The sequence below is a fragment of the Mesobacillus sp. QJM3NY_10 genome, from assembly GCF_056173465.1.
In genome coordinates, this window is record NZ_CM149675.1 from 2,014,268 (window position 1) to 2,036,454 (window position 22,187).

The window sequence follows — 22,187 nt, forward strand, 5'->3', positions numbered from 1 at the left end:
CGAGTTTCAGCATCTGAAACTCGTTATTTTTTTAACGAAAGAATGAACCAAACAAGTAGGTAGAGATACCCTGCAATGGTGAAAATCGCCCAGAGTGCGCCTTGCTTCATTTCCATCGCTAGAAATTCGAATTCATCATCTCCAAAGGCCTGTTGATACTATTCATCAGACTGACCATGGGTACCGAAATAATGACGAGGATCGCAATCATGGCCATCGGAACTTGTTTTTTCTTAATGACACTATAAATAGCCCTTACAAAGATAATCATTAACAACAAATATAAGATAATCCAAATTACAACTTCAATCATAAAAATAACCCCCCTAAGGAATTCTATCATTTTTTTATCTCGGATGCCTGTTAGAATGTGGTAAAATTGCTTCAGAGGTGAGCATTTTGGTAGTAATCAATATTTGGTTAATCGTCATCCTGGCTGTTGCCTTTCTCGCGGCAGTCGGAGCTTGGCTAAATACAAGAATCATCCTCAAAGATTTGGCTAAAATCAAAAACCATCTGGGGATTAAGGAAGAGCGGGCACCATCAGTTTTTGACAATGATCTCGATAAAGAATAATTAACAGGGTGGAAGACAGTGACGAGAATACATATTATTGGCGGACCCGGAAGCGGGAAATCTTACATAGCAGGAAAACTTTCAAAAATGCTTGGACTACCTAAGCATGAATTGGACAACTTTTTTTGGGATCATGAATCCGAGTATTTTGGTTCGCAAACCCCTCCAGTAAAACGGGCGGAAAAGCTGAAAAAGGTGATCGGTCAGGAAAAGTGGATCATTGAAGGGGTGTATCATAGCTGGCTTGAGGAAAGTTTCCGCCAGGCAGATTATATTTTCGTGCTTAAAACGAATGTTTTTGTACGTGACTGGAGAATCGTAAAAAGGTTTGTATTAAGAAAAGTTAAACTGGTTTCTTCTCCGCGAAAAGAGAATGTGAAGACGCTGATTGACTTGCTAAAATGGAACCATCAGTATGACGGTGCTAATCTGGTAGAGGCAATCAAGCTAATGAAGCCATATAAAGATAAGGTCATCATTCTCACTAAAAATGATGATGTATTCAAGCTGTTTCGAAAAAGAAAAAAAGTATCTTAACGCGAGTTTAATTACTCGTGTTTTTATTTTGCATAAAATTCCGCTTTCTGCTAATCCTATTGTCGAATCTGAAATTAGGAGGTCTAATGATGAAGCTTTTTCAACGGTTATCATTTTTGTTGGTGGGCATTGCGTTAATCACTGGCTGTGCGATGAACAATGGAGCAAGAGAAGGTGCGAACAATCGTGACAATAACAACTCGGCAGTTCAAAACTATGATGGAAACAGAATGAATAATAATGGTGCAAGGGTCCAGAATACGGACAATGATTCGCAGATGCGTGTGGCTGATAAAGCGCAGGACAAAATCACTGCGATGGATGAAGTAAGAAGGGCGAATGTCATTGTGACAAACAGGAATGCTTATGTTGCTGTTGTCATGGAAAATGGTGATTCTGGCGAGGTTAGAAGAGAGATCGAGCAAAAAATCTCTGACCAGGTAAAATCAACAGACCAGGATATACAAAATGTATATGTCTCCAGCAATCCTGAGTTTGTCGATCGAATGAGGGGATATGGCGACCAGCTTCAGGACGGCAGACCGGTACGTGGATTGTTTGAGGAATTTGGCGAAATGGTAGAGAGAATTTTTCCTAATGCCCGCTGATATCAAGGGAGCCTGACAGGTTCCCTTTTTAAATTCATGAAATTCTTTGTCATTGGAACTAGAACTGAGCGAAAAATGGCTGAGAGCAGATCTGCAGAAAAAGGGTCTCCAGCTAATAGAGAATGCGCAGAATGAATTGCACGTATGATTATAACGATACCTAAAAAAATACACCGGAAATCAACCCTTAAAAAGAGATGCTCATCGTCAAAGATGGCATCTCAATATTTTTTCTAGAACAAGCTCTCATATGGTGCGGTGCTGATTTGCTTTTCAGCAAGACGCTTTCGTAAAAATTTATGGTCACGCTTTGGTGTGGCGAGGATATAGCCGCGGATGACAAGCTCCTGAGTGATCTTATCCGCCTTTTCGTTCAGCGCAATCTCACCAATTTTGCCTGCGATCTTGTGTCTCGCCACATCCCTGAACAATTCAGGAACTGGACTAACCAAATCCTCAAGCAATGCCTTCTGATCATCCGGCCACAAATGCCGCGTTTGATTCACATAATACTCTTCCCAGTCCATATCTGATTTGCCGTCGTTCTTCGGCAGCTTTTTCAAAAACTTACGGAACATAAAGAATCCACCGATCGCGAATAAGCCTACCAACACAACGACCCAAAACAAAATAAACAACAAAAACCAACCTTCAAGCTGATACATAACCCTTCACCCACGCATTTCTAATATCTTTTCTTATTATAGTACCAGCCCATAAGGTAAGACAAGTCTTGTGACAATTTGAGTAACACTCTTGTAAAATAGCCAGCTTCTAAGTATAATAGACCTTGTTCTTCAAAATGGGGCTGAATGGGGTACTGGTGTCCCCCACGGTCTTCAAAACCGCTTGTGACCTGCGTGCCAGGTCAGGTGGGTTCGATTCCCACGCAGTCCCGCCAACATACATAAATTAGTAACCGTTCAGCATGCTGGGCGGTTTTTTTGTATGAAGGATTGTTGATCCAAGGTTACTTGGAAAGGTAAAGCACCTCTTTCTATTCGGAAGCAAAAAGTACGTCCTCCTGCTTTTTTCTAGTATAATAAAAGAAATTCATAAAGTATTGCCAATATTTATTTTATTCTTAGAAAGGGGTGCAATAATGCAATTTTTCTTTGATCACCTTGTTTGGTTCTTTAAGAAACCAGAGAAAGCAATTTCTCCCTTAAAGGAAAGAGGACTTCATGTTTTGAAGGGTGGTCGTCATGAGTCTTGGGGAACATATAATACCCTAACTTATTTTGATTTAAGTTATATTGAATTTTTAGGAATTGAAAATCTATCAATAGCTGAAAAGCATGATGAAAATCGATTGATTACGGAAATCGTTGAACAGTTAGCAAAAGAAAATCAGGAAGGTCCTGCGAAAGTAGCGATCCGAACAAATCAAATAGAAGAACTAGCAATAAAACTTAAGACAGAAGGACTTACAATATATGGGCCGCTAACTGGGGAGAGAGTTCGTGCTGATGGTCAAGTAATCAGATGGTCATTGTTATTCCCTGAATACGCGGGAAAAGAGGTTTCTTTACCGTTTTTTATTCAATGGGAAAAATCAGATGATGAAAGGTATTCGGAATTAGAAGAACAAGGAGTCATAGGGTCACACATAGTTGGTCAACCTAAATTGGAAAGTGTTGGATTTGTCGTAAATGATTTGGATAAAACACTAGAAATTTGGAGTAAATTGTTTGGCCTTAAACAAGGAGAAGAGTATATCGATACGGAACTCAATGCCCGTTGCAGAAGTATAAAATTGAACAGAACAAATTTATTATTTTTTACACCAATTGGAGATGGACCGGCTGCTAAAGTATTAAAAGAAAAAGGGGAGACTCCTTTTTTAGTCAACCTGAATGACACGAATCAAAGTCACTTCTTTGAAATGCTGGATGGTTATTGGAGGTTCAGGTAATAAATTAAAATCATTATATAGTAAATCACAGAATAAGATTGATAGGATCCTAACTTAGTAACCGCTCAGAATGCTGGGTGGTTTTTTCGTATGTAATAAATTCTTTACGGGGTGTGAACAGGGCCCTCACTTTAGAAATAAGAAGTATAGAATGGTAAGACTCCTTTGGAACCGCAATAAAATTTATATTTCGAATAACGAAATTTTTTCATTAAATTAAAAGGAGATTGTCTCGCTTTGTCGAAATAGGTAATTTGCACGAAATTTTTTTACATAAGGAGGATTCTTTCATGCAGTTTAACGACTATCCATATACAAGACCAAATATTGAAGAGGTGGAGGGGAAGTTTAATCAATTACTAGAGAGGTTCCAATCTGCTGAGTCCTTTGAGGTTCAGGACGGAGTAATGAAAGAGATCAATGAGTTACGCTCTGAGTTTGAAAGCATGAGACAGATTGTTCAAATTCGTCAGACGATTGATACAACGGATGAGTTTTATAAGAAAGAAAAGGATTTTTTCAATGAGGTGGGACCAGCCTACAAGGGTCTAATCACAAAATATTACGAGGCACTTACAGGTTCTAAATTTCGCTCTCAGTTAGAAGAAAAGTGGGGTAAACAGTTATTCTTATTAGCTGACAGTCAATTAAAGACGTTCTCTCCTGATGTGTTGAAAGACATGCAGGAAGAAAACAAACTAGTTAGTGAGTATGTTGATTTGCTTGCTTCAGCTAAAATTAAGTTTGATGGAGAAGTGAAAAATCTTGCTCAGTTAGTTCCTTATCAACAATCACCTGACCGTACCATTAGGAAGGAATCAAATGAAGCGAAGTACAACTTTTTCGTTGAGCATGCCGATCAATTGGATGATTTATACGACAAGCTTGTAAAAGTACGTACTAGTATTGCTAAGAAGCTAGGATTCTCTTCTTTTACAGAGTTAGCCTATGCTCGACTATCTCGTACTGATTATGATGCTGAAATGGTAGCAAAGTTCCGTGACCAAGTACAAGAGTACATCGTTCCTTTAGCGACGAAACTAAAACAAAGGCAGCAAGAACGGATTGATGTTGATACATTTAAATATTACGATGACAGCTTCAGCTTTAAGACAGGAAATCCTGATCCTAAAGGAGATGCGGAGTGGATTGTCGATCAAGCAAAGAAAATGTACGAGGAAATGTCTCCTGAAACAAATGAGTTTTACACTTATATGGTAGAAAACAACCTAATGGACCTATTAAGTAAAGCAGGTAAGGCTGGCGGTGGATACTGCACCTATATTAGTAAACATAAGTCACCATACATTTTCGCAAACTTTAATGGAACAAAAGGCGATGTTCGTGTATTAAAACATGAAGTAGGACATGCGTTCCAAGTATTTGAGAGTCGTGTGTTTGAAGTACCTGAGTACGGTTTCCCTACACTAGAAGCGTGTGAAATCCACTCGATGAGTATGGAATTCTTTGCTTGGCCTTGGATGGATCTTTTCTTCGAGGAAGATACGGATAAGTACAAGTTCTCTCATTTAAGTGAAGCGGTCCTTTTTATTCCTTATGGTGTAGCAGTCGATGAATTCCAGCATTTTGTGTATGCCAACCCGGAAGCAACCCCAGCTGAGCGCAAGCAAGCATGGAGAGAAATCGAGAAGAAGTACCTGCCACATCGCGATTATGAAGGAAATGACTTCTTGGAAAACGGTGGTTTCTGGCAGCAACAGGGACATATTTATAAGGTTCCTTTCTACTATATTGATTACACACTAGCTCAAATTTGTGCGTTGCAATTCTGGAAACGTACGCAGGAAAATACAAAGGATGCTTGGAAAGATTATTTACCCCTATGTAAGCAGGGAGGAAGCCAATCATTCATAGAGCTTGTCAAAGAAGCAAACTTAATTTCGCCATTTGAAGATGGTTGTGTGAAATCTGTGATTGATGAGATTGAAGCTTATTTGAATACAGTTGATGATATGGCTCTTTAATGCAGATGCTAGCAAATTTCAAAACCGCTTATGACCTGCGTGACAGGCCCGGTGGGTTCGATTCCCACGCAGTCCCGCCAAATTCATAATTAGTAAACCGCTCAGAATACTGGGCGGTTTTTATTACGCTATAGACAGTTTAGCTATGTGAAATATCACTTGAGATGTTTCTTAATTGAGTTAATTTCATGTATTTTACCTGAAGCTTCTCATAAGTTGAGAAAACTTGAGGGAAGCTTCTTTTTTTCTGCCGTGTCGTGAAGATTAACATTAATGCTTTAAGAACTGAAATAAAAAGACGAACAGTACAAATCCTGTTCGTCAAAAAAATGGAAGTTATATACATCAACCAGGAATTTTAGAATTATGATTTCTGCCTGTCTTTGCAACTTTCATGGTTTCTTTAATATATTCCGCTGATTGGTGTAGCCATTCGAGTTCTTGGGAGTCGAGAGTAATTTCTAATTGTTTTTCTACTCCATTTCTCCCGATGATACATGGCATACTTAATGCAACATCTCCATCGTATCCATATTGTCTGTGTAATGTTGTGGACACGGGATAAACACTGCGTTCATCCAGCATAACCGCCTTTGCTAGTGTAACAGCAGCTTGGGCTACACCTGCATTTGTCCACCCTTTCCCATTTAACACATCAAAGGCTGCCTTTACAACTTGTTTTTTCAAACCGTCCCTACTTAAAGGTTCTTTTCCTTGAAAAACTAGGTCCAATTCTTTTTCACCAAATCCTTGCACACTTAAGCGGCTTAATACTGGGAAAGCAGTGTGTCCGTGTTCGCCCATCATATAACCTGTTACACTTTTTGGATCGATGTCATAATTAGTAGCAATTATTTTACGAAGTCGTGCAGAATCAAGCATAGTTCCGGTTCCGAATATGCGCCCCTTCGGATAGTCGAATTCATTTTCTGCTATGTACACCATGGTATCTAAAGGATTTGTTATTAGAATAATGATTGCATCTTTCGTATATTTAGTAATTCCAGTCATAACTTCACGAATTACCTCAGAATTGACAACAGCTAATTGTGCTCTGTCCGGCATCGCATCTTCATCACTTTTTATCATGCTGGGCCCAGCAGCACAGATAATCACATCTGCATCCACACATTCGGAATAATCTCCAGCATATACCGTTGTATTTGACATATATGTTAGAGCGGTTGCATGTTCTTGATCAAGAGCTTCGCCATAAGCAACATCCTTATCTATATCAATGACAGCTATTTCCGAAAAAAGTCCTAATTTCATAGCATCTGCTAGAACATATGAACCCACATGGCCTACTCCTACAATAACTAACTTATTTCTTTTCATGGTTTCCCCCCTAACCAAATGATATCTATATTTTAACACAATTAAGAAAATACTGAATATTTTAATTGGTATTTTTGAACCGTTCGTTGAAGTTGTATAAAGGAGTAGGACATAGGATTTTACGAATCGACATTATTATAAAACGATATTGTGACCTTTTCTCCATACATTCGTCTATTTATTAAAGTTGCGATTTTTATACCAAATAGGTGAAATTATTGAATGGATGTGAGGGTCAAATGAAAAGAATATCAAAATTCCTTTTTTATTTTGTTTTAATCACTTTGCTAGCTGCCTGTAATACGGAAGTTAACGAAAATGGTAGTCCCAATGACAATAGAGAACCTCAATCAACAGGTAAAGGAAACCCTAAACCTGATGTAAAAGGTGTGGAGGATGTTGATGTCTTGAATACTCATGGAGGCATTGATGGGATTGAAAGGATGCAGCGTTTCTACGAAGATATGAAGAGTGGGGTGCCTTCTGATTTACGTATCGTGTTCTACACGATTGAAGGGGATCCAATTGTAAAGGATTTGAAATTTGATGGGGAAACTCTTGAGGTGAAGATTGATAACACCCGTGATGCGTATGGCAGTGGGGAAATTCAAACGATTAACTGTGGCCAATTGATTGAAGAAGTGAATCCTACCAATACCTCCTACATAGCAACTGATTGTAAAGATGTTCCATACGGGATGGAGGAAATCATAGAAATTCAATATAATATGAGTCAACAGGACTTGTTTGAAATTGTCCTAAAGTATGGAGAGAATCTAGAAAACGAAATAAATTCGAAAACAGACGTGATTAAAAAAGAAAACGGTACCACTGAAGCGTTTCATATGGCGGAAAATGTGAAGCAAGAGCTGTATGAAAGGCTTGTCTTTGCCAATTACTTGGATGAAAAAGAGTTCATTGCATCATGCGATCGCCCTAAAGCCATACAGTACAAGTTACAAGTTTATATAAATGGAGGGAAGCAGGAACTATTCTGGAAGGATTGTGACATGAGCCAAGATGGGATGAAGTTTACAAAGATTGCAAATTACATTATCACGCAATCTGAGCAGCAACAAACGGAAGCACCTGAAGTAATCGTTCAAGGTTATGTACTAGAACGGAAAAACAACACCCTGTTAATTGGAGAAGAATTAAATAAGCTAGATTATGAATGGATGAAAGACGAAATAAAGCAGATAGACATGAATTCATATGTATTTGATTTTACCGAATTAGTAGGAGTTCCTATTGAAGAGTACCAACTTGGCGATAAAATCCGAGCAGCGATAGACGGTAGCATCAGCGGATCAAAGCCAGGAAGAGCCAAAGTGAAAGAAATTAAAAAAATAAATTAGTGGAAATGCAATGTTAGGGTTGTTTCATTTAAATAGGTTTTGTTTTCGGGCTTTGGACATACCAGAATGAGTAGTTCTTACACAGTCCGCCAACTATACATTAGTGAACGTGCGTTTTTTTATTTTAGCTCTGTTATACAGTTATGTTGATATTTACCATTTGAGAACGTCCGTTCTATAATGAACTTATAAAATATTAAGGGCAAAAGCGGGTGATTCGGAATGGGACTGGGGGACATTATCAAAGAGATTCAAAAACTTAACTCAGCAGACCAACTGCAGTTAAAAGACTTTTTCATAAAATCACTTGCCTCTAATTCCGCAAGAGAACCCATCTTTAAAGAAATATCTGATCAGAAACATAAAGATGGATACACCTGCACACATTGCCATTCTACTAACGCTGTTCGTTTTGGAAAGTATCGAGTTAAAGCTGGTGCAAAAGTTATTGACCGCCAGCGGTACCGCTGTAAGGACTGTGGGAAGACATTCACGGATGTAACCAATACCCCGTTAAAGGGGGCTCACCTTCCCCGGAAGGCATCAGACTTCATCGGTGTTCATCACGTCACCCTCTTTTATTGGCGGCACAAAGTTTTATCAGCCTTGAAGCAAATTGATATTGAACATTTTTCAGGTGTCGTCGAAATGGACGAAACCTATTTTCTATACTCTGAAAAAGGGAAACGGAAAATAACTGGCCGAAAAGCCCGTAAACGTGGCGGGGCTTCACAATTTCGTGGCAGTAGCAAGGAACAGGTATGCGTCCTGGTTGTGAGAGACCGTCAAAAGCAAACCTTATCAAAAGTATTAGGGCTGGGCCGCATTGTTAAAACTAGACTTGACCAAGCAATCGGTCCTAAGGTATCCGTTACAAACACGCTATGCACAGATGCGTGGAGGGCTTTCAAGGCATATGCCAAAGAACGAGGAATCGAACATTACCCCTTTCAAATCGGGTGGAAAGGAACGGGTCAAAGGGCTTTACCATATTCAAAATGTCAATAATTTTCACAGCCGCTTAAAGGGCTGGATGAATCGTTTTAATGGCGTGGCGACCAAGTACCTCGACTATTATTTGAGCTGGTTTCTGTTTCTGGGTGTGATCCGCTTCCGAAACGATTCTACAACTGTTAGTAAGATGATCGTCGAAAGCTGTTTATTTCCGACCGTGGCGACTTATGATAAATTGAGGTTATCTACATTCAGAGATCATTGCCATGTTCAACAAACGGGGAGTTTAGTTAAACAAGGAGGAAACTACTACTATAAAATAGAATTTATGGAAAAGTGTAATAATCATGGGGGGATGGTTATGTCAGCATTTTCAGTGCGTGTAGTTCAAGTAAGAGATCGGTCTTTTGATATTGGTTTAAAGATGGGGAAGTATATCAAAAATAAACCAATTTTAAATTCCTTAGAAAAGATTACGAAACCAGAAATAGACTACAAAGAGATGAAGTCAATTTTTTGTCATTTTGCTCCGCATCTGCTTGAGGAGATAGATGGGTTATCTCAAGGATTAGAGATTTCCCCAAAAAAGGCAGCATCATTGTTTAGTGGCTATGATGTGCCCAAAACAGAAGCTATGGGGTGTTCGGCACTAATCACAAACGAATATTACGTCAGAAATTACGATTTTTCTCCTGCTCTATATGATATGATTTTTAGTTTGGCCCAACCTGATACAGCCCTTGCGTCAGCTGGATATACTCTTCAAATAATAGGAAGGCACGAGGGAGTTAATGAAGAGGGACTAGTAGTAGGATTGCATTTTGTAAGTAATCGTGATTATACAATAGGTATATCTCCTTGGACTGCGATACGAATGATTTTGGATAAATGTACATCGGTTAATGATGCGATTTATATGCTGAAAGAAATTCCGCATTCTGCTTGTTACAATTTCTCGGTCGGAGACAAAAAAGGAAATATAGCTGAAGTTGAAGCAAGCCCAGAAAAAGTAATTGTGAGGAATGGTCAATCTTTTATAACTTGTGTAAATCACTTTCAAGAGGATATGCTCAAAAATAAAAATAGAATATCTATTGAAGGTTCAATACAGCGTAATAACTACCTTTTAGGTTTGCAAGATAAACAGTATACTCACACACAAATTTTCGATAATTTCAAAAGCAAACTATCCCCAGTTTTTTTCACGGACTATAACAATTTGTTTGGAACCCTCCATACTTTTTCGTATTCCTTTAAGGATTCAAGAATTCTAACTACTATTGCTCAAAGTAAGCAAGTCCTTGATATAAATTTTCGGAAATGGGTAGAGGGCAAAAATATAAATGACCAAATTTTGCAAGGGGTTATAGAAGAAAGTTAAATTTTTCGTTGAACATTCCATTCTTGTTGAAGTCCTAGTGGCTAATATTTAATAAGAATCTAAAAACAAGGACTCCAAACGGGTCCTTGTTTTAAGTCATTTATCAACAATATTATTTAACATAGCTTTTATTTTAGGAAGTTTATGCGGCAATGATTTTAATAGACTAATTAAAGGCCTTGCTCTCACCACAGAGCAAGGCCTTTTTCAAAGGATGACTAATTTGAATCACTCGCCAAAAAATCTTCAAGCAAATCTTTGTTCTGATCAAAATCCAATTCCAATACTTCACCAATTCCGTCCTGGTATGTATTTTCAAAGCTGCCATCTTCCGGGATCCGTATTGTTTGCATTTCTCCGCCTTGATTAGTCAATACGTCTTTTCCGATGGCTAAAAGAGTGGGGGAGTCGATATTCGTATCAATGTGAGTATGTAAAAGGTCCAGCATTTCAGGTAACTTGGTCACACTGTTAAGACTTACGGCTTCGTCTTTTAATTTGGAAATCACTTCTTGCTGCCGCTGGACTCGTCCGAAGTCACTTAGCCGGTCCTGCCGGAACCGCACGTATCCTAAGAGTTCTTTGCCACTCAGCTGTTGTTTACCTTCCTCTATCGTCATGCCTATACCTTCTGACATCTCATAGGGAACGTCTACTTCTATTCCTTCGGGAACAAGAATGTCGACTGCTTTTTCGAAGCCTTTAAAATCAACGATGGCATAATGATGGATGTCTAACCCGAAATTCGTTTTGACCGTTTGCCTTAGTAATTCGGTTCCACCCAGGGAGTATGCTGTATTTAGTTTTTGCTGACCATGTCCAGGGATGGAGACATACATATCCCGCATAAATGAAATTAGTTTTACATTGTTAGATTGTGGGTTGTAATGTGCAACCATGATTGTATCGGTTCGGGCTCTTTTTTCCCCGCGTGAGTCACTTCCTAGTAAAAGAACGTTCACTTCCTCTTTAGTATCCTTCTCTCCTTGAAACGAATCTGCTTCTGCTTTTTTAAATGGTTGATTTATTGCTTTATAAGTTCCTTCTATGTACTGAAATATCGTAACCAGACCAACCATGAAGACCCCAAGTATCATCAGGGCCCCTAATACTCTTGGCCATCTCACCTTTCTTCTTCTTACTGCCATTTTACCACCACCAAAACCTATTCCATCTTTATAGTGAAGTAGTCATTATCCCATAGTTAGATTTCATTTAGTGTGTGATTTGATTACATTTGTTTAAAAATCTGCTGACAAATAGATTTGTTGATGTAATAAAAAATCCGCACGGCGATGTTCTCCGGGCGGATTTTCAGACAAATGTAACTTCTCTCCAACAAACTGGACTTTCCTGATAAGCAGCAGCTAACCCAATTTCTTTGATGAGTTGGTTATTAACAGCTTTATAGGGCAGTCTGACATGGAGTCTGTTCTTGAAGGGTGAAATTGAAAGAGAAACTGTTTCTTGATCAAGCCACTCTGTATGGATCGGTTGGTTATTGGCGAACGAAAATTTCTGTGGAAGGCCATTTCGGTAAAAATAATGCTCTTGTGATTTTGGTGTTCCTGGATCATTCAGACAAATATACAATGATAGATTGTCGCAGAATTTTAATAGATTTAAATGGAAGGAAAGCGTCTCGTCTTTTTGTATTCCTAATTCCTTGAGCAACCCATGCTGTCTTTGTTTTTCTTGGTTTCAAAATTTCTTCCCGATTTTACTAGTGGCGTCCTTCAGGAATGATGCGTAGTGAAGGCTGCACAGGAGACCGGCGTATGGGTCCATTTGGACGATTTCGTCGATTCCTTTTGTATAAAAGGCAAGCTTCGGGCGTCCTGGGTAATCCATAAAGGAGTATGGCTGCTGAGTTTGTTCATTCCATAAAGGTTCTTCATCTGGCTCAATCCAGCATCGGTCGTGCTCACGCACAGCGAGGACCACCGAATCTTTCTTGTCTATTCCAAGAAAATATTCATCTCTCCAACATTGTGCAGCGTCCCGCGAAACCTTGGCATGGTCATGCTGGGCCACCATCACAAATTCATATTGACGTTCATGGATAATCATTTTAACTCACCTCTTTCCATTATAGTCAGTTGGCTATGTGCTAGAATTTAGTATTTTTAGTCACTCGTAAAAAATGGTATAATTTCTTGGTTAGGAAGTAGGTGTTAAATATGCAAAATACAGCTATCAGCCGGTTTCGTATGATGGGTTTGTTTGAAGGTGGATCATTGTTGGTGCTTGTGTTCATTGCAATGCCGCTTAAGTATTGGGCTGGTTTTCCCGAGGCTGTTCGATTCGTAGGTTCTTTGCACGGTTTTTTATTTGTTTTATATGTGCTTATGATTATATATACGACATTTAAGGTCAGATGGTCGTTTTTATGGGCCGTAAGTGCGTTTGCCGTTGCGTTCATTCCTTTTGGCAACATGGTTTTGGATCGCTTTTTACAGAGGACTTTTCCAGTAAAGGAAGTTTCATAAATGAATGTAATCCAGAAGCTTTTTTCCAAACAAAAGAAAGCAAAAATTGAATTCTGCCAGCGGAATTTGGAACAGTTTTTACAGGAAGAGAATTATGCAGCCTATAATGAATTCTTAAGCCGGAAAAATGTAGAGTATAAGGAATTCGAATGCCAGAGCAGGTGCAAGGAATGCAGGATGTCTCCATATGCAATGGTCAATGGCGATTTTGTAACTGCAGAGGATTCTGATGAGTTGCTTAAGAAAATGGCTGAATATATAGACTGAAAAAGCATCGGTTACGATGCTTTTTTACATGCCGTCGCTTATTGGTTATTCGGTGGTCCATCTCCGCCTGGAAAAATGAAAGACTTGTCGTGCAGGGCTTGGTCTTGTTCAATTCGGTGATTTTCTGAATCGAGTTTCGGATCACCGGTTCCTTTTTTTCTATCCATATAAATAGCAATGGGAACTAAAACAATTAACGGGGAAAACAGTGCTAACCAAAGCATGTTCATTTCTCCTTTCGTTTATAACCAGTCAATGTACAGATTTAAGATGAAAATGACAATGACAACAAGAGCGATTATATTGACCCATAAAGGGGAGACCTCTTTTTTTGCTCTCTTGCCGACTTGCTCTTGATACTTCTTTTGGATTCTTCTTGTTTGAAAATTGGACTTCATTAAGAATCACCCCATATGTTCATTTTAACATAAATATCCATTTAGAATGGCGGAGTTTTAAAATTCCTTCTTGAAACATATTTTTCTAGAAGAAGGAGTTGGTGAAATTGAATTTCGACATGCAAAAAGCCAACCTGCTGGCGGAGAATATCAAGGGGTTTGCTGAGTTTGTTCAGGGATGTTATAAAAGTAAGTCTGGATTGATTCTGAATCATGATAAGTTGTTTCAAGTCAAGCTCTGGGTGGAGGAGTATAAATTTAATCAGCTCGCTGAGGAACTTTCGAGAATCAATATGTTTGAGTGGGATGAAAAATATACATTATTGCTTGTGGAGCGGTTTTGGAAAGGTCTGAGAATCATTGAAAATTATGTGGAGCATAATCAGTCTGACTTATTTATTCTGACAGCGAGAATCCACACTCTTAGAAATTTGAGTGCACTTTTTTCGATAACAAATTGATTTTTGCTTTATAAATGGAGACCTCATATAATGTTAAATTTGTAACAAAGGTTACGATTAAACCTTATTTCGTAATAATAAATACAGTTTTTACCCGTGTTGGTATGAAGTTTAAAATTAACCCAGTCATTAACTAGTGTGATAAGATTGTAAACCTGTTAGCCTAATATAGGGCCTGTTCAGTCTAATAAACAAAAACAGGAGGTTTACAATGAAAAAAATTATTATGTTAGTTGCCATCCTTACTTTAGTGATTGGTTCATATACAGTCTATGCTGAAACGACAAAGAGCAATCAGGATGCGGAAACATTGAAAACGAAGAAAGTGGATGTTGATACGAAGGAGTCTTCGGTCACGGATAAACGCTTCATTAAGGAAGAAGAAGTAAGGCTTCTTGCCCGCCTGGTCCATGCGGAAGCAAAAGGTGAGCCGTATGAAGGCAAGGTTGCCGTTGCCGAAGTCGTGCTGAACCGAGTGAAGCACGAACAATTTCCTGATACAGTAAAAGAAGTCATTTATCAAAGAAACGCATTCCAGCCGGTCCAGAATGGTGCGATCAATAAACCGGCAGGTGAAGAAGCAGTCAAAGCAGTTGAAGATGCCCTTGAAAATGAAAATAAAATTAATTGTCTATATTTCTATAATCCGGAGACTGCGACAAGTCAGTGGATTTTCACTCGAGATGTCGTTAAAACAATCGGAAAACATGCATTTGCTATCTAAAAGCGCGTACAGCCTATAAAGCTGCGCGCTTTTTTGCGTATAAAAAACGGCAAAAGCCCACATTCAGCACATCGCCACAGTATTATCATTTTTATTCCGTTCGAAATTATTATAAAATAAAGCTTACCAATTAGTGGAACGAGGGTGGTCAGGTGGAAAAGTATTCGGTAAGATTAACACTGGTATTTTCAGTGCTTTCATTGATATTGATGCTATTTGGTCTTGGATGGACAATTCAAAATCAATTTTTCAGCAAAGGAGCATCTGGAGCAATTGAAGAGAAAGAGCCAGTAGAAGTAGATAAGGATAAAGACGGTAAGGTGGTTGTCGCACTCGGAGATTCACTGACACGTGGAACCGGGGATGACTCAGGCAAAGGCTATATTGGCTATCTGGTTGATGAGCTTGAGGAGAAATCAAAAGAAAAAATCACAATACATAACTTCGGTGTTAAAGGCTACCGTTCGAATCAGCTGTTGGATCAGCTGAAGCAAGGAGAAATCCAGAGGAAGATCCAGAGTGCAGACTACATCCTGATTACGATTGGCGGCAATGACTTGTTCCAGAGTGGACAAACGTTCTTGCAAATGAATGAGCAGAAAATTGCTCAGGCCAAGGAAAGTTATCTGAAAAACCTTGAAGCCATTTTAAAAGAAGTGCGAACCATGAATGACTCGGCTGTTGTTTTTCATATTGGCCTGTATAATCCGTTCATTGATTTGAATGATTCCGAGCTGACAACAAAAATTGTCCGTGATTGGAATTATGATGCGAATCAATTGCTTGACCAGAATGAAAAGGCGGTTTATGTGCCGACGTTCGACTTATTTCAGCTTAGTGTCAACGATTATTTGTACACAGATAAATTCCACCCGAATGCTGAAGGCTACAGGCTAATCGCGGAGCGGGTCGCTTCATTGATTACATGGTAAGGGGGGAGAACGATGAGTGAGATTACGCTCTCTGTAAAAGGGCTAAAAAAAACGATTGGCAAAAAAGAGATCATCAAAGGCATCGATTTTGATTTAAAAAGAGGCGAAGTGTTCGGCTTTCTTGGTCCTAACGGAGCTGGCAAAACTACAACCATCAGGATGCTGGTTGGTTTGATCAAGCCAAGTGCAGGAACAATCGAAATCGGCGGCTACAATGTCAGGAAGAATTTTACGAAAGCGATGGCGCAAATGGGCTGTATTGTTGAAAATCCCGAGCTATATTCCTATCTGACGGGCTGGGAAAATCTCGAGCATTTTGCGAGGATGCTGCCTGAAATCGACCGGGAGCATATGAATTATGTGGTAGAGCTTGTGCGATTGGATGAACGTATTCATGATCGTGTCAGTACGTATTCGCTTGGGATGCGGCAGCGTCTTGGGATTGCTCAGGCCTTGCTGGGGAAACCAAAGGTCTTGATTCTGGATGAGCCCACGAACGGACTGGATCCAATGGGGATAAGAGAGATGCGGAATTTCATTCGTTATCTGGCCGAAGAAGAGGGGTTAACTGTGCTTGTATCAAGCCATCTTCTAAGCGAAATCCAGCTGATGTGTGACCGGGTCGCAATCATTTCAAAAGGATCAGTTATCAAAGTGGACTATGTTGAAAATCTGTTGGCACTCCAGGAAAAAGTCATCTGGCATGCCGAACCGCGTGATACTGCGAAAGAGATTCTGGGTGGAGTGACGACGGTTTCGGATGGGGCAGATGGAGCTTTGATTACTCCTTATTTTGAAAATGAAAGTGCTATTTGGAACCGGATGCTGGTGGAAAAGGGAGTCCGGGTGAATGAAATGAACAGGAAACTGCCTGCACTTGAGGACCTTTTCCTTGAGCTGACTGGGGGTGAGACGATTGATTAACCTGGTCAGGAATGAAATGTTGAAGATCGTCCGCAAAAAAAGAATCCTTATCGTGGCTGGGATCATCGCGGTGCTTGTCGCGCTTTTTACATACTCTCAATACAAGGAAATTGAAAGAAGACTTGAGCGGTTTGGGGATGTTGATTGGCGGACGACACTGCAGCAGCAAATCATTGATACACAAAACAGGATCACAAGCAGCGGTATTTCAGATGAGTGGAAAAGTGAGCTTCAGCTTCGCATCCAGCAACAACAATACTACCTTGATAACAATGTGAATCCGATGGAGCCTGGAGCACCTAGTTTTGCCCGTGTTTTCGCTGAGCATTCGATCAATTTGTTCCTGCCATTGATGATCATGGTGGTGGCAGCCGACATTGTATCTTCAGAACGAAGTGCCGGGACGGTAAAGCTTTTGCTGACAAGACCGGTGAAGCGCTGGAGAATCTTGATGAGCAAATACATTGCCATGATTTTATCTGTTTCAACAATTGTTGTGTTGTTTGGAGTGCTGTCCTATTTGATATCCGGCCTGATTTTTGGTTATCAAGGCTGGGCCGCTCCAGTCATAACCGGTTTCAATGTCGAAGGGAATGAACTCAACACCAATGCAGTCCAGATGATTCCCCAGTGGCAGTACCTGTTGATGGAGTTCAGCCTGGTGTGGTTTGTGGCACTGATTGTCGGAACGATTACATTCATGCTTTCAGTTCTAATACGCAATACACCAGCAGGAATGGGCGTTATGCTCGCCGCACTGATCTCCGGAGCCATCCTCAGCAATATGGTCTCTTCCTGGGAATCAGCAAAATACTTGTTCATGATCAACTTGAATCTGACAGGCTACCTATCCGGTCAGGCACCGCCGATTGAAGGAATGACACTCGGGTTTTCGCTTGTGGTGTTGGCGCTATGGGGATTGGCAGCATTGATTGTTTCGTTTGTTGTGTTTATTAGGCAGGATATATATTAAAAAGCGATAACCCTGGCCAACTTTGGTCAGGGTTTTGATGATTCTAGAGGTTTGAAGAGATTGTTTCGGCTGTTAGAGAGATATATTAACGGTTGCGGCGGTTTATTTAACGGTTGGAGAGAATAATTTAACGGTTGTGGTCGTTTTTTTAACGGTTGGAGGAAATAATTTTACGGTTGGAATAGTTTTATTATCGGGTGAAAGGTTTTTTGATGATAGGAAAAAGTAAGATTTCTTAAGTAAGTAATATCAATTGCCACAGATTAATACGGCTGGTTTCAATTTTGATAACAGGTGAAACCTTTTTCCTTAAAAAACGTATTTAAAACCGAGGTGAAGGTCATGTTCAAAATTACCCCACAGTGTTCGGTATGTAAGAAAGAAATTCAAGCGAATGAAGAGATATTCGTTAAAATGAAGTACCCGAAATCCAAGGGGATGACGGAAATCAAAGCCTTTATCCAGTATCAGGGTAAAATCATTTGCGAAGAATGCAACAAAAAATAGGAGGAACCTGAATGTTCACTGAAAAGCGGGCCGAAAGAAGAAGGAAAAAGAAGCAGAACGGCAGCTATACGTTTTGGGATTTCGTTTTCGATGTTCTGTTCTGGATTCCGGAATTGATTTTTCTTCCGTTCCGGCTGGTGTTCTATTTGTTCAGGTTTATCGCGCGGTCTATATTTGACGGTATCTAAAAAATCCTGCGATCCACTAATCGCAGGATTTTCACTTTTATAGCTTCCTCACTCTAAAGTTACTGTGCAGCACAGGCCAGTTTTGTGGGAAGGAGGGGCCGAGCACCCAGTAGCTTATGCCTCGGAGACCATATTCTTTTGCGGTATCGTACTTGGCCTGCACGCTTCTTGCGTCTTCGAACCAGACTTCATGCTGCTGTCCGTCTGCGTCGGTGTAGCGGAAAAATGGGGATTGGTACGTTTCATTATATTGGATGCTGACGCCCTGTTGCGCGGCAAGCTCTACTGCTCCTTTTGGACTGACTGTTCGAGCATATGTGCCTTGCACCCAGGGGATTCGCCAGTCTCTTCCGTATAAAGGCACACCCATGAGGATTTTATCTCGGGGAATGGCTGTAACAGCATAGTCTAACACTTTCCTTACTTCATTGATCGGTGCGATTGCCCACGGCCTGCCGCCGGACCATCCCCATTCATATGTCATGATCACGACAAAATCAACAATTTCCCCGTGAGCTTCGTAGTCGTGCGCTTCATACAGGAGACCTTCCTGATCGGCTCTTTGCTTTGGAGCCAGTGCAGTGGAAACCGTATAGCCTTCAGGATGCAAGCGGGCAACAGCTTTTCTTAAAAAGTTATTATAGTTTTCGCGGTCTTCAGGAAAAACGTATTCGAAATCGATATTCAAGCCGGTATAGCCTTTTTCCTTCATTTTAGCCAGAATGTTGTTCAGCAATGTGTCCTGGACGGCTGGATTCCGCAGAATGGCAGCTGCCCGATCCGAGCTGAACGAGCCATCCGCTTCATTAGTAATTGTCAACAATGGTGAGGTGTTGGTCATGTTTGCACCCTGAAGAACATTAGTATCCTGGAGGTTCAGGAGTGATCCATCTTCACCCATCTTATAGGAAAACGGAGCAAGATACGTGAAAAGGTGCCCACGTGACAGAACATTCCTTCTGCCTGTATCATCCATCCTCGTTATATAGGAGTTCACTTCAATTACAGGCTTTTGAGGCGCTGGAATCCTCAGAACCCCGCCGGGATAAATGACTGCTGGATCAGAAATATTGTTGGCCGCTGCTATTTGGTTCACAGTCACCCCATATTGCTGGGCAATCGCCCACATGGTTTCGCCAGACTGGATGGAATGCATTAGATATGGCATCTGAAGCATTTGGCCAACAAAAATCAGCGAAGGGTCCGCGATATTGTTGTAGGCAGCGAGCTCCTGTACGGTCACCCCATAACGGGAGGCAATTGCCCACAAGCTGTCACCCTGCTGGACGACATACTCTCGATTAATTTCTGGAATTACAAGTGACTGTCCAACCACTAATACATTGGGATTATCCATTTCATTCGCTAAAATAATCTGGTTAATGGCAGTTTGGTAGCCTTGTGAAATGCCCCATAAAGTGTCTCCCGACCTTACGACATGTATTTTCATATATAATCATCCTCCAACTTAAGGTCCCTTTTATCATGATATGCCGGCAAAAGATGTCCTATCTGCAAATAGTTTCTTTCTGAATATTTAGAATATGTGTATATATTTTTAAAATAACCGATATAATAGAGAGAAAAACTATAAAGATAAAAGGGGAAAATGTATGGTTACGTATGGCACTTTTTTACTTTTAGTAGAAGAGGCGGAGAAGTTGAATTGCAAGGTGATTTATGACTCCAAGAAGAAAATCAATTTTAATCCTAACATGTCCATAACGATTCCATTATCGACGACACTGGAAAATGTATATGCTTTTGCTCATGAGATTGGCCATTGTATTGATTTTGTTAATGGCGAACTCGACTATGAAAAATGGCTGAATGATTGGTCTTACCGGATTACGGCTGAAATGAGCGCATGGGTCCATGCCTATAAAATACTGAAGACGCTGGATGTTTCATTAGATGGATGGAAAGACCACGTGGATTCAAAGCTCTCGACTTATTTTAAATACCATGAAGTGATTGCATAGACTGGCTTAGGCCAGTTTTTTTATGAAAAAATAAATTAGGTATAGTTTACGAACGTTTGTTCGGGATATAATAGCGTTAAGAACTCCCGAAAGGATGGTCAGCATGAGAATACGAGATCGAGGAAAGCTGAAATTTCTGCCTGCTCATTTTATGCCAGAGCATCGGGCATTATTGAGAGAGCTAGCCAGGGATGAGTTGCGACAGCCGAAGCCGTTGCTCGATGAATACGAAATCCAGGAGATGGAGAATCGGATTTGCTACGCCATGGAATTTCCATATCCAGTAAAAATCACGAAGTGGGATGATGGATTTACATATGAAGAAAAAGGCCATGTCCATTATCTCGATCCAATTCGCAAGGAGGTAAGGATGGTAGTTGAGGATGGTTGTGCAGTGTCGATTGCATTTGGGGATATAGTCGCTGTAGAAGTAATTGAATAAATAGGAAAATAATCCTTTTAAAAGAACATTCTGTAAATTATATTTAATATAGGATATAAATACATAATCCTACTAGGGGGCTATTTAGCTATGAAGCAGAGTGTTTCTCATTTGAATTTTGAAGAGCTTAGGATGGAACTATCAGCGGAAGCTGGCAAAGGGTATCCTATGTTTATAGCAGGAGTTATCTTCTGGCTGATGATGGGAGTTGGAGGACTTTTTGTACCGCAACCAATCATGGTCTGGGTTTATTTATTTGGCATAGGTCTTGTCTTGCCTCTTGGGATTTTGGTTTCAAAAGTCATTCATGTCGATTTTCTAGCTACCCATAATCCTCTTTCAACCATTGGCGGGTTAGTCGGTGGAATCCAAATTTTCTTCGCACCTATAATCATTCTTGTTGCATACCAGCAGCCAAATTGGATTCCGTTCATGGTCGGTGTATTAACGGGCGCTCATTTCCTGCCCTATGTGGCTATTTACCAGAGCAAGGCATATTTGTTTCAAACGGTTGCTACTGTCTTGACTGTTTCTCTGATCGGTTTCGGCTGGATGGATCATGCTTATTTACTAATACCAATTTCATTGATTATTGTGTATTCTATTACTTTGTTCTGGCTGATAAAGGAGGCAAAAGCTGTAAAGGGGAAATGGACTACTGCAGAAAAAAAGAATTCCATGACAATATAACTTTTTAAAATGGGGGAGCATGAATGAATATAGAAATCAGAAATGTGACACAGGATAATATCCGTGCTTGTGCCAAACTTGAAGTTTCCGAGGATCAAAAGCCATTTGTTGCGAGAAATCTAGCAACCATTGCATGGGCATATGTTGATCCAAAGTTTACACCGTACGCGATCTGTAAAGATGACACTGTTGTTGGATTGGCAGCTGTGGAGTATATTCCTGAAAACGAGGATTATGACCGTCACTGGGTACCGAGGTTTATGATTGGTGAACAGTTCCAGGGATCTGGGTATGGAAAAATCGCCATGGAGAAAATCATTGAAATGATCACGACACAGCATCCCAATTGTCAACGGGTGCGCCTTTCCGTTGTGCCAGAAAATATAGGAGCGATCACATTTTATAAAAAGTTGGGTTTTATTGAGACCAATGAAAAAATTGAAGATGAGAATGTGATGGATTATTTAGTCAAGGTTACTAATACGTAAAGCGATATTTTAACGAAGATAAATGGCCTTAAACTGTCCCAATCATAGGGGGACAGTTTTTTTGAGTCCA

General features: G+C 40.1%; 26 protein-coding genes, 1 tRNA gene and 2 pseudogenes. 21 read left to right on the forward strand and 8 right to left on the reverse strand.

The window, feature by feature from the left end; translation table 11 throughout:
• Nucleotides 1–118: 118 nt before the first annotated feature.
• Nucleotides 119–313 carry a hypothetical protein gene (locus AC0VX7_RS10045; RefSeq protein WP_475427691.1) on the reverse strand — a complete coding sequence of 65 codons (195 nt, stop codon included), beginning with the start codon at nt 311–313 and terminating at the stop codon, nt 119–121.
• Nucleotides 314–399: 86 nt separating this feature from the next.
• Here AC0VX7_RS10045 and AC0VX7_RS10050 point away from each other — a divergent pair, with 86 nt between their 5' ends.
• The 3 genes from AC0VX7_RS10050 (at nt 400) to AC0VX7_RS10060 (ending at nt 1,721) form a co-directional block, all read left to right on the forward strand.
• Entirely contained in the window at nt 400–576 is a 177-nt protein-coding gene (locus tag AC0VX7_RS10050) for a hypothetical protein (RefSeq protein ID WP_475427692.1), read from the forward strand.
• 18 nt (nt 577–594) lie between these two features.
• Complete coding sequence (locus AC0VX7_RS10055; protein WP_475427693.1) at nt 595–1,113, forward strand: P-loop NTPase family protein; 519 nt, start codon at nt 595–597, stop codon at nt 1,111–1,113.
• 86 nt (nt 1,114–1,199) lie between these two features.
• Nucleotides 1,200–1,721, forward strand: a complete 522-nt coding sequence (locus tag AC0VX7_RS10060) for a YhcN/YlaJ family sporulation lipoprotein (protein ID WP_475427694.1) — start codon at nt 1,200–1,202, stop codon at nt 1,719–1,721.
• A gap of 233 nt (nt 1,722–1,954) precedes the next feature.
• Here AC0VX7_RS10060 and AC0VX7_RS10065 read toward each other — a convergent pair whose 3' ends face one another.
• Entirely contained in the window at nt 1,955–2,386 is a 432-nt protein-coding gene (locus AC0VX7_RS10065) for a DUF2621 domain-containing protein (protein WP_226675217.1), read from the reverse strand.
• A 139-nt stretch (nt 2,387–2,525) separates the two neighbouring features.
• On the opposite strand from AC0VX7_RS10065, the gene AC0VX7_RS10070 reads away from it, so the two are divergent.
• From AC0VX7_RS10070 to AC0VX7_RS10080, 3 genes are all read left to right on the forward strand, one after another.
• Nucleotides 2,526–2,622, forward strand: a tRNA-Sec gene (locus AC0VX7_RS10070).
• A 201-nt stretch (nt 2,623–2,823) separates the two neighbouring features.
• The gene (locus AC0VX7_RS10075) at nt 2,824–3,636 is read left to right on the forward strand and encodes a VOC family protein (protein WP_475427695.1); all 813 of its coding nucleotides are present in this window, start codon (nt 2,824–2,826) and stop codon (nt 3,634–3,636) included.
• 290 nt (nt 3,637–3,926) lie between these two features.
• Nucleotides 3,927–5,621, forward strand: a complete 1,695-nt coding sequence (locus tag AC0VX7_RS10080; protein WP_475427696.1) for a M3 family oligoendopeptidase — start codon at nt 3,927–3,929, stop codon at nt 5,619–5,621.
• A gap of 345 nt (nt 5,622–5,966) precedes the next feature.
• Here the strand turns inward: AC0VX7_RS10080 and AC0VX7_RS10085 are convergent, their stop codons facing one another.
• Nucleotides 5,967–6,959 (reverse strand): L-lactate dehydrogenase, encoded by a 993-nt coding sequence (locus AC0VX7_RS10085; protein ID WP_475427697.1) that lies wholly within the window; start codon nt 6,957–6,959, stop codon nt 5,967–5,969.
• A gap of 239 nt (nt 6,960–7,198) precedes the next feature.
• On the opposite strand from AC0VX7_RS10085, the gene AC0VX7_RS10090 reads away from it, so the two are divergent.
• The 3 genes and pseudogenes from AC0VX7_RS10090 (at nt 7,199) to AC0VX7_RS10100 (ending at nt 10,652) form a co-directional block, all read left to right on the forward strand.
• Nucleotides 7,199–8,317: a DUF4362 domain-containing protein gene (locus AC0VX7_RS10090; protein ID WP_475427698.1), complete on the forward strand. Its 1,119-nt coding sequence runs from the start codon at nt 7,199–7,201 to the stop codon at nt 8,315–8,317.
• 222 nt (nt 8,318–8,539) lie between these two features.
• A pseudogene (locus AC0VX7_RS10095) lies at nt 8,540–9,530 on the forward strand (IS1595 family transposase); the annotation flags it as partial.
• Nucleotides 9,531–9,632: 102 nt separating this feature from the next.
• Entirely contained in the window at nt 9,633–10,652 is a 1,020-nt protein-coding gene (locus AC0VX7_RS10100; RefSeq protein ID WP_475428124.1) for a C45 family autoproteolytic acyltransferase/hydolase, read from the forward strand.
• A gap of 218 nt (nt 10,653–10,870) precedes the next feature.
• Here AC0VX7_RS10100 and AC0VX7_RS10105 read toward each other — a convergent pair whose 3' ends face one another.
• A complete protein-coding gene (locus AC0VX7_RS10105; RefSeq protein ID WP_475427699.1) occupies nt 10,871–11,800 on the reverse strand; it encodes an LCP family protein in 930 nt (309 codons plus the stop codon).
• Nucleotides 11,801–11,966: 166 nt separating this feature from the next.
• Nucleotides 11,967–12,722: pseudogene (locus AC0VX7_RS10110) on the reverse strand (DUF3891 family protein).
• A gap of 110 nt (nt 12,723–12,832) precedes the next feature.
• Between AC0VX7_RS10110 and AC0VX7_RS10115 the strand changes: the two are divergent.
• Together AC0VX7_RS10115 and AC0VX7_RS10120 are read left to right on the forward strand one after the other, a co-directional pair.
• Nucleotides 12,833–13,141 carry a DUF3817 domain-containing protein gene (locus AC0VX7_RS10115; RefSeq protein ID WP_215030966.1) on the forward strand — a complete coding sequence of 103 codons (309 nt, stop codon included), beginning with the start codon at nt 12,833–12,835 and terminating at the stop codon, nt 13,139–13,141.
• On the forward strand, nt 13,142–13,408 hold the full coding sequence (locus tag AC0VX7_RS10120) for a DUF1450 domain-containing protein (RefSeq protein WP_475427700.1): 267 nt from the start codon (nt 13,142–13,144) through the stop codon (nt 13,406–13,408). It begins immediately after the preceding gene.
• 38 nt (nt 13,409–13,446) lie between these two features.
• Here AC0VX7_RS10120 and AC0VX7_RS10125 read toward each other — a convergent pair whose 3' ends face one another.
• Complete coding sequence (locus tag AC0VX7_RS10125; protein WP_475427701.1) at nt 13,447–13,632, reverse strand: hypothetical protein; 186 nt, start codon at nt 13,630–13,632, stop codon at nt 13,447–13,449.
• Between the two features lie 18 nt (nt 13,633–13,650).
• A complete protein-coding gene (locus AC0VX7_RS10130) occupies nt 13,651–13,806 on the reverse strand; it encodes a hypothetical protein (RefSeq protein ID WP_475427702.1) in 156 nt (51 codons plus the stop codon).
• 107 nt (nt 13,807–13,913) lie between these two features.
• On the opposite strand from AC0VX7_RS10130, the gene AC0VX7_RS10135 reads away from it, so the two are divergent.
• From AC0VX7_RS10135 to AC0VX7_RS10160, 6 genes are all read left to right on the forward strand, one after another.
• The gene (locus AC0VX7_RS10135; RefSeq protein ID WP_475427703.1) at nt 13,914–14,267 is read left to right on the forward strand and encodes a hypothetical protein; all 354 of its coding nucleotides are present in this window, start codon (nt 13,914–13,916) and stop codon (nt 14,265–14,267) included.
• A gap of 211 nt (nt 14,268–14,478) precedes the next feature.
• Complete coding sequence (locus tag AC0VX7_RS10140; RefSeq protein WP_475427704.1) at nt 14,479–14,991, forward strand: cell wall hydrolase; 513 nt, start codon at nt 14,479–14,481, stop codon at nt 14,989–14,991.
• Between the two features lie 152 nt (nt 14,992–15,143).
• The gene (locus AC0VX7_RS10145; RefSeq protein ID WP_475427705.1) at nt 15,144–15,923 is read left to right on the forward strand and encodes an SGNH/GDSL hydrolase family protein; all 780 of its coding nucleotides are present in this window, start codon (nt 15,144–15,146) and stop codon (nt 15,921–15,923) included.
• 12 nt (nt 15,924–15,935) lie between these two features.
• A complete protein-coding gene (locus AC0VX7_RS10150; protein WP_475427706.1) occupies nt 15,936–16,847 on the forward strand; it encodes an ABC transporter ATP-binding protein in 912 nt (303 codons plus the stop codon).
• A complete protein-coding gene (locus tag AC0VX7_RS10155; RefSeq protein ID WP_475427707.1) occupies nt 16,840–17,820 on the forward strand; it encodes an ABC transporter permease subunit in 981 nt (326 codons plus the stop codon). The genes AC0VX7_RS10150 and AC0VX7_RS10155 overlap by 8 nt, the downstream gene beginning before the upstream one ends.
• Before the next feature lie 518 nt (nt 17,821–18,338).
• A complete protein-coding gene (locus tag AC0VX7_RS10160) occupies nt 18,339–18,515 on the forward strand; it encodes a hypothetical protein (protein WP_475427708.1) in 177 nt (58 codons plus the stop codon).
• A gap of 37 nt (nt 18,516–18,552) precedes the next feature.
• Here AC0VX7_RS10160 and AC0VX7_RS10165 read toward each other — a convergent pair whose 3' ends face one another.
• A complete protein-coding gene (locus AC0VX7_RS10165) occupies nt 18,553–19,965 on the reverse strand; it encodes a glycoside hydrolase family 18 protein (protein WP_475427709.1) in 1,413 nt (470 codons plus the stop codon).
• 163 nt (nt 19,966–20,128) lie between these two features.
• On the opposite strand from AC0VX7_RS10165, the gene AC0VX7_RS10170 reads away from it, so the two are divergent.
• The 4 genes from AC0VX7_RS10170 (at nt 20,129) to AC0VX7_RS10185 (ending at nt 22,117) form a co-directional block, all read left to right on the forward strand.
• Nucleotides 20,129–20,497: a hypothetical protein gene (locus AC0VX7_RS10170; protein WP_475427710.1), complete on the forward strand. Its 369-nt coding sequence runs from the start codon at nt 20,129–20,131 to the stop codon at nt 20,495–20,497.
• Between the two features lie 103 nt (nt 20,498–20,600).
• Nucleotides 20,601–20,939 (forward strand): YolD-like family protein, encoded by a 339-nt coding sequence (locus AC0VX7_RS10175; protein ID WP_475427711.1) that lies wholly within the window; start codon nt 20,601–20,603, stop codon nt 20,937–20,939.
• 90 nt (nt 20,940–21,029) lie between these two features.
• On the forward strand, nt 21,030–21,629 hold the full coding sequence (locus AC0VX7_RS10180) for a DUF7010 family protein (protein ID WP_475427712.1): 600 nt from the start codon (nt 21,030–21,032) through the stop codon (nt 21,627–21,629).
• A gap of 23 nt (nt 21,630–21,652) precedes the next feature.
• Nucleotides 21,653–22,117 (forward strand): GNAT family N-acetyltransferase, encoded by a 465-nt coding sequence (locus AC0VX7_RS10185; protein WP_475427713.1) that lies wholly within the window; start codon nt 21,653–21,655, stop codon nt 22,115–22,117.
• Nucleotides 22,118–22,187: the final 70 nt, after the last annotated feature.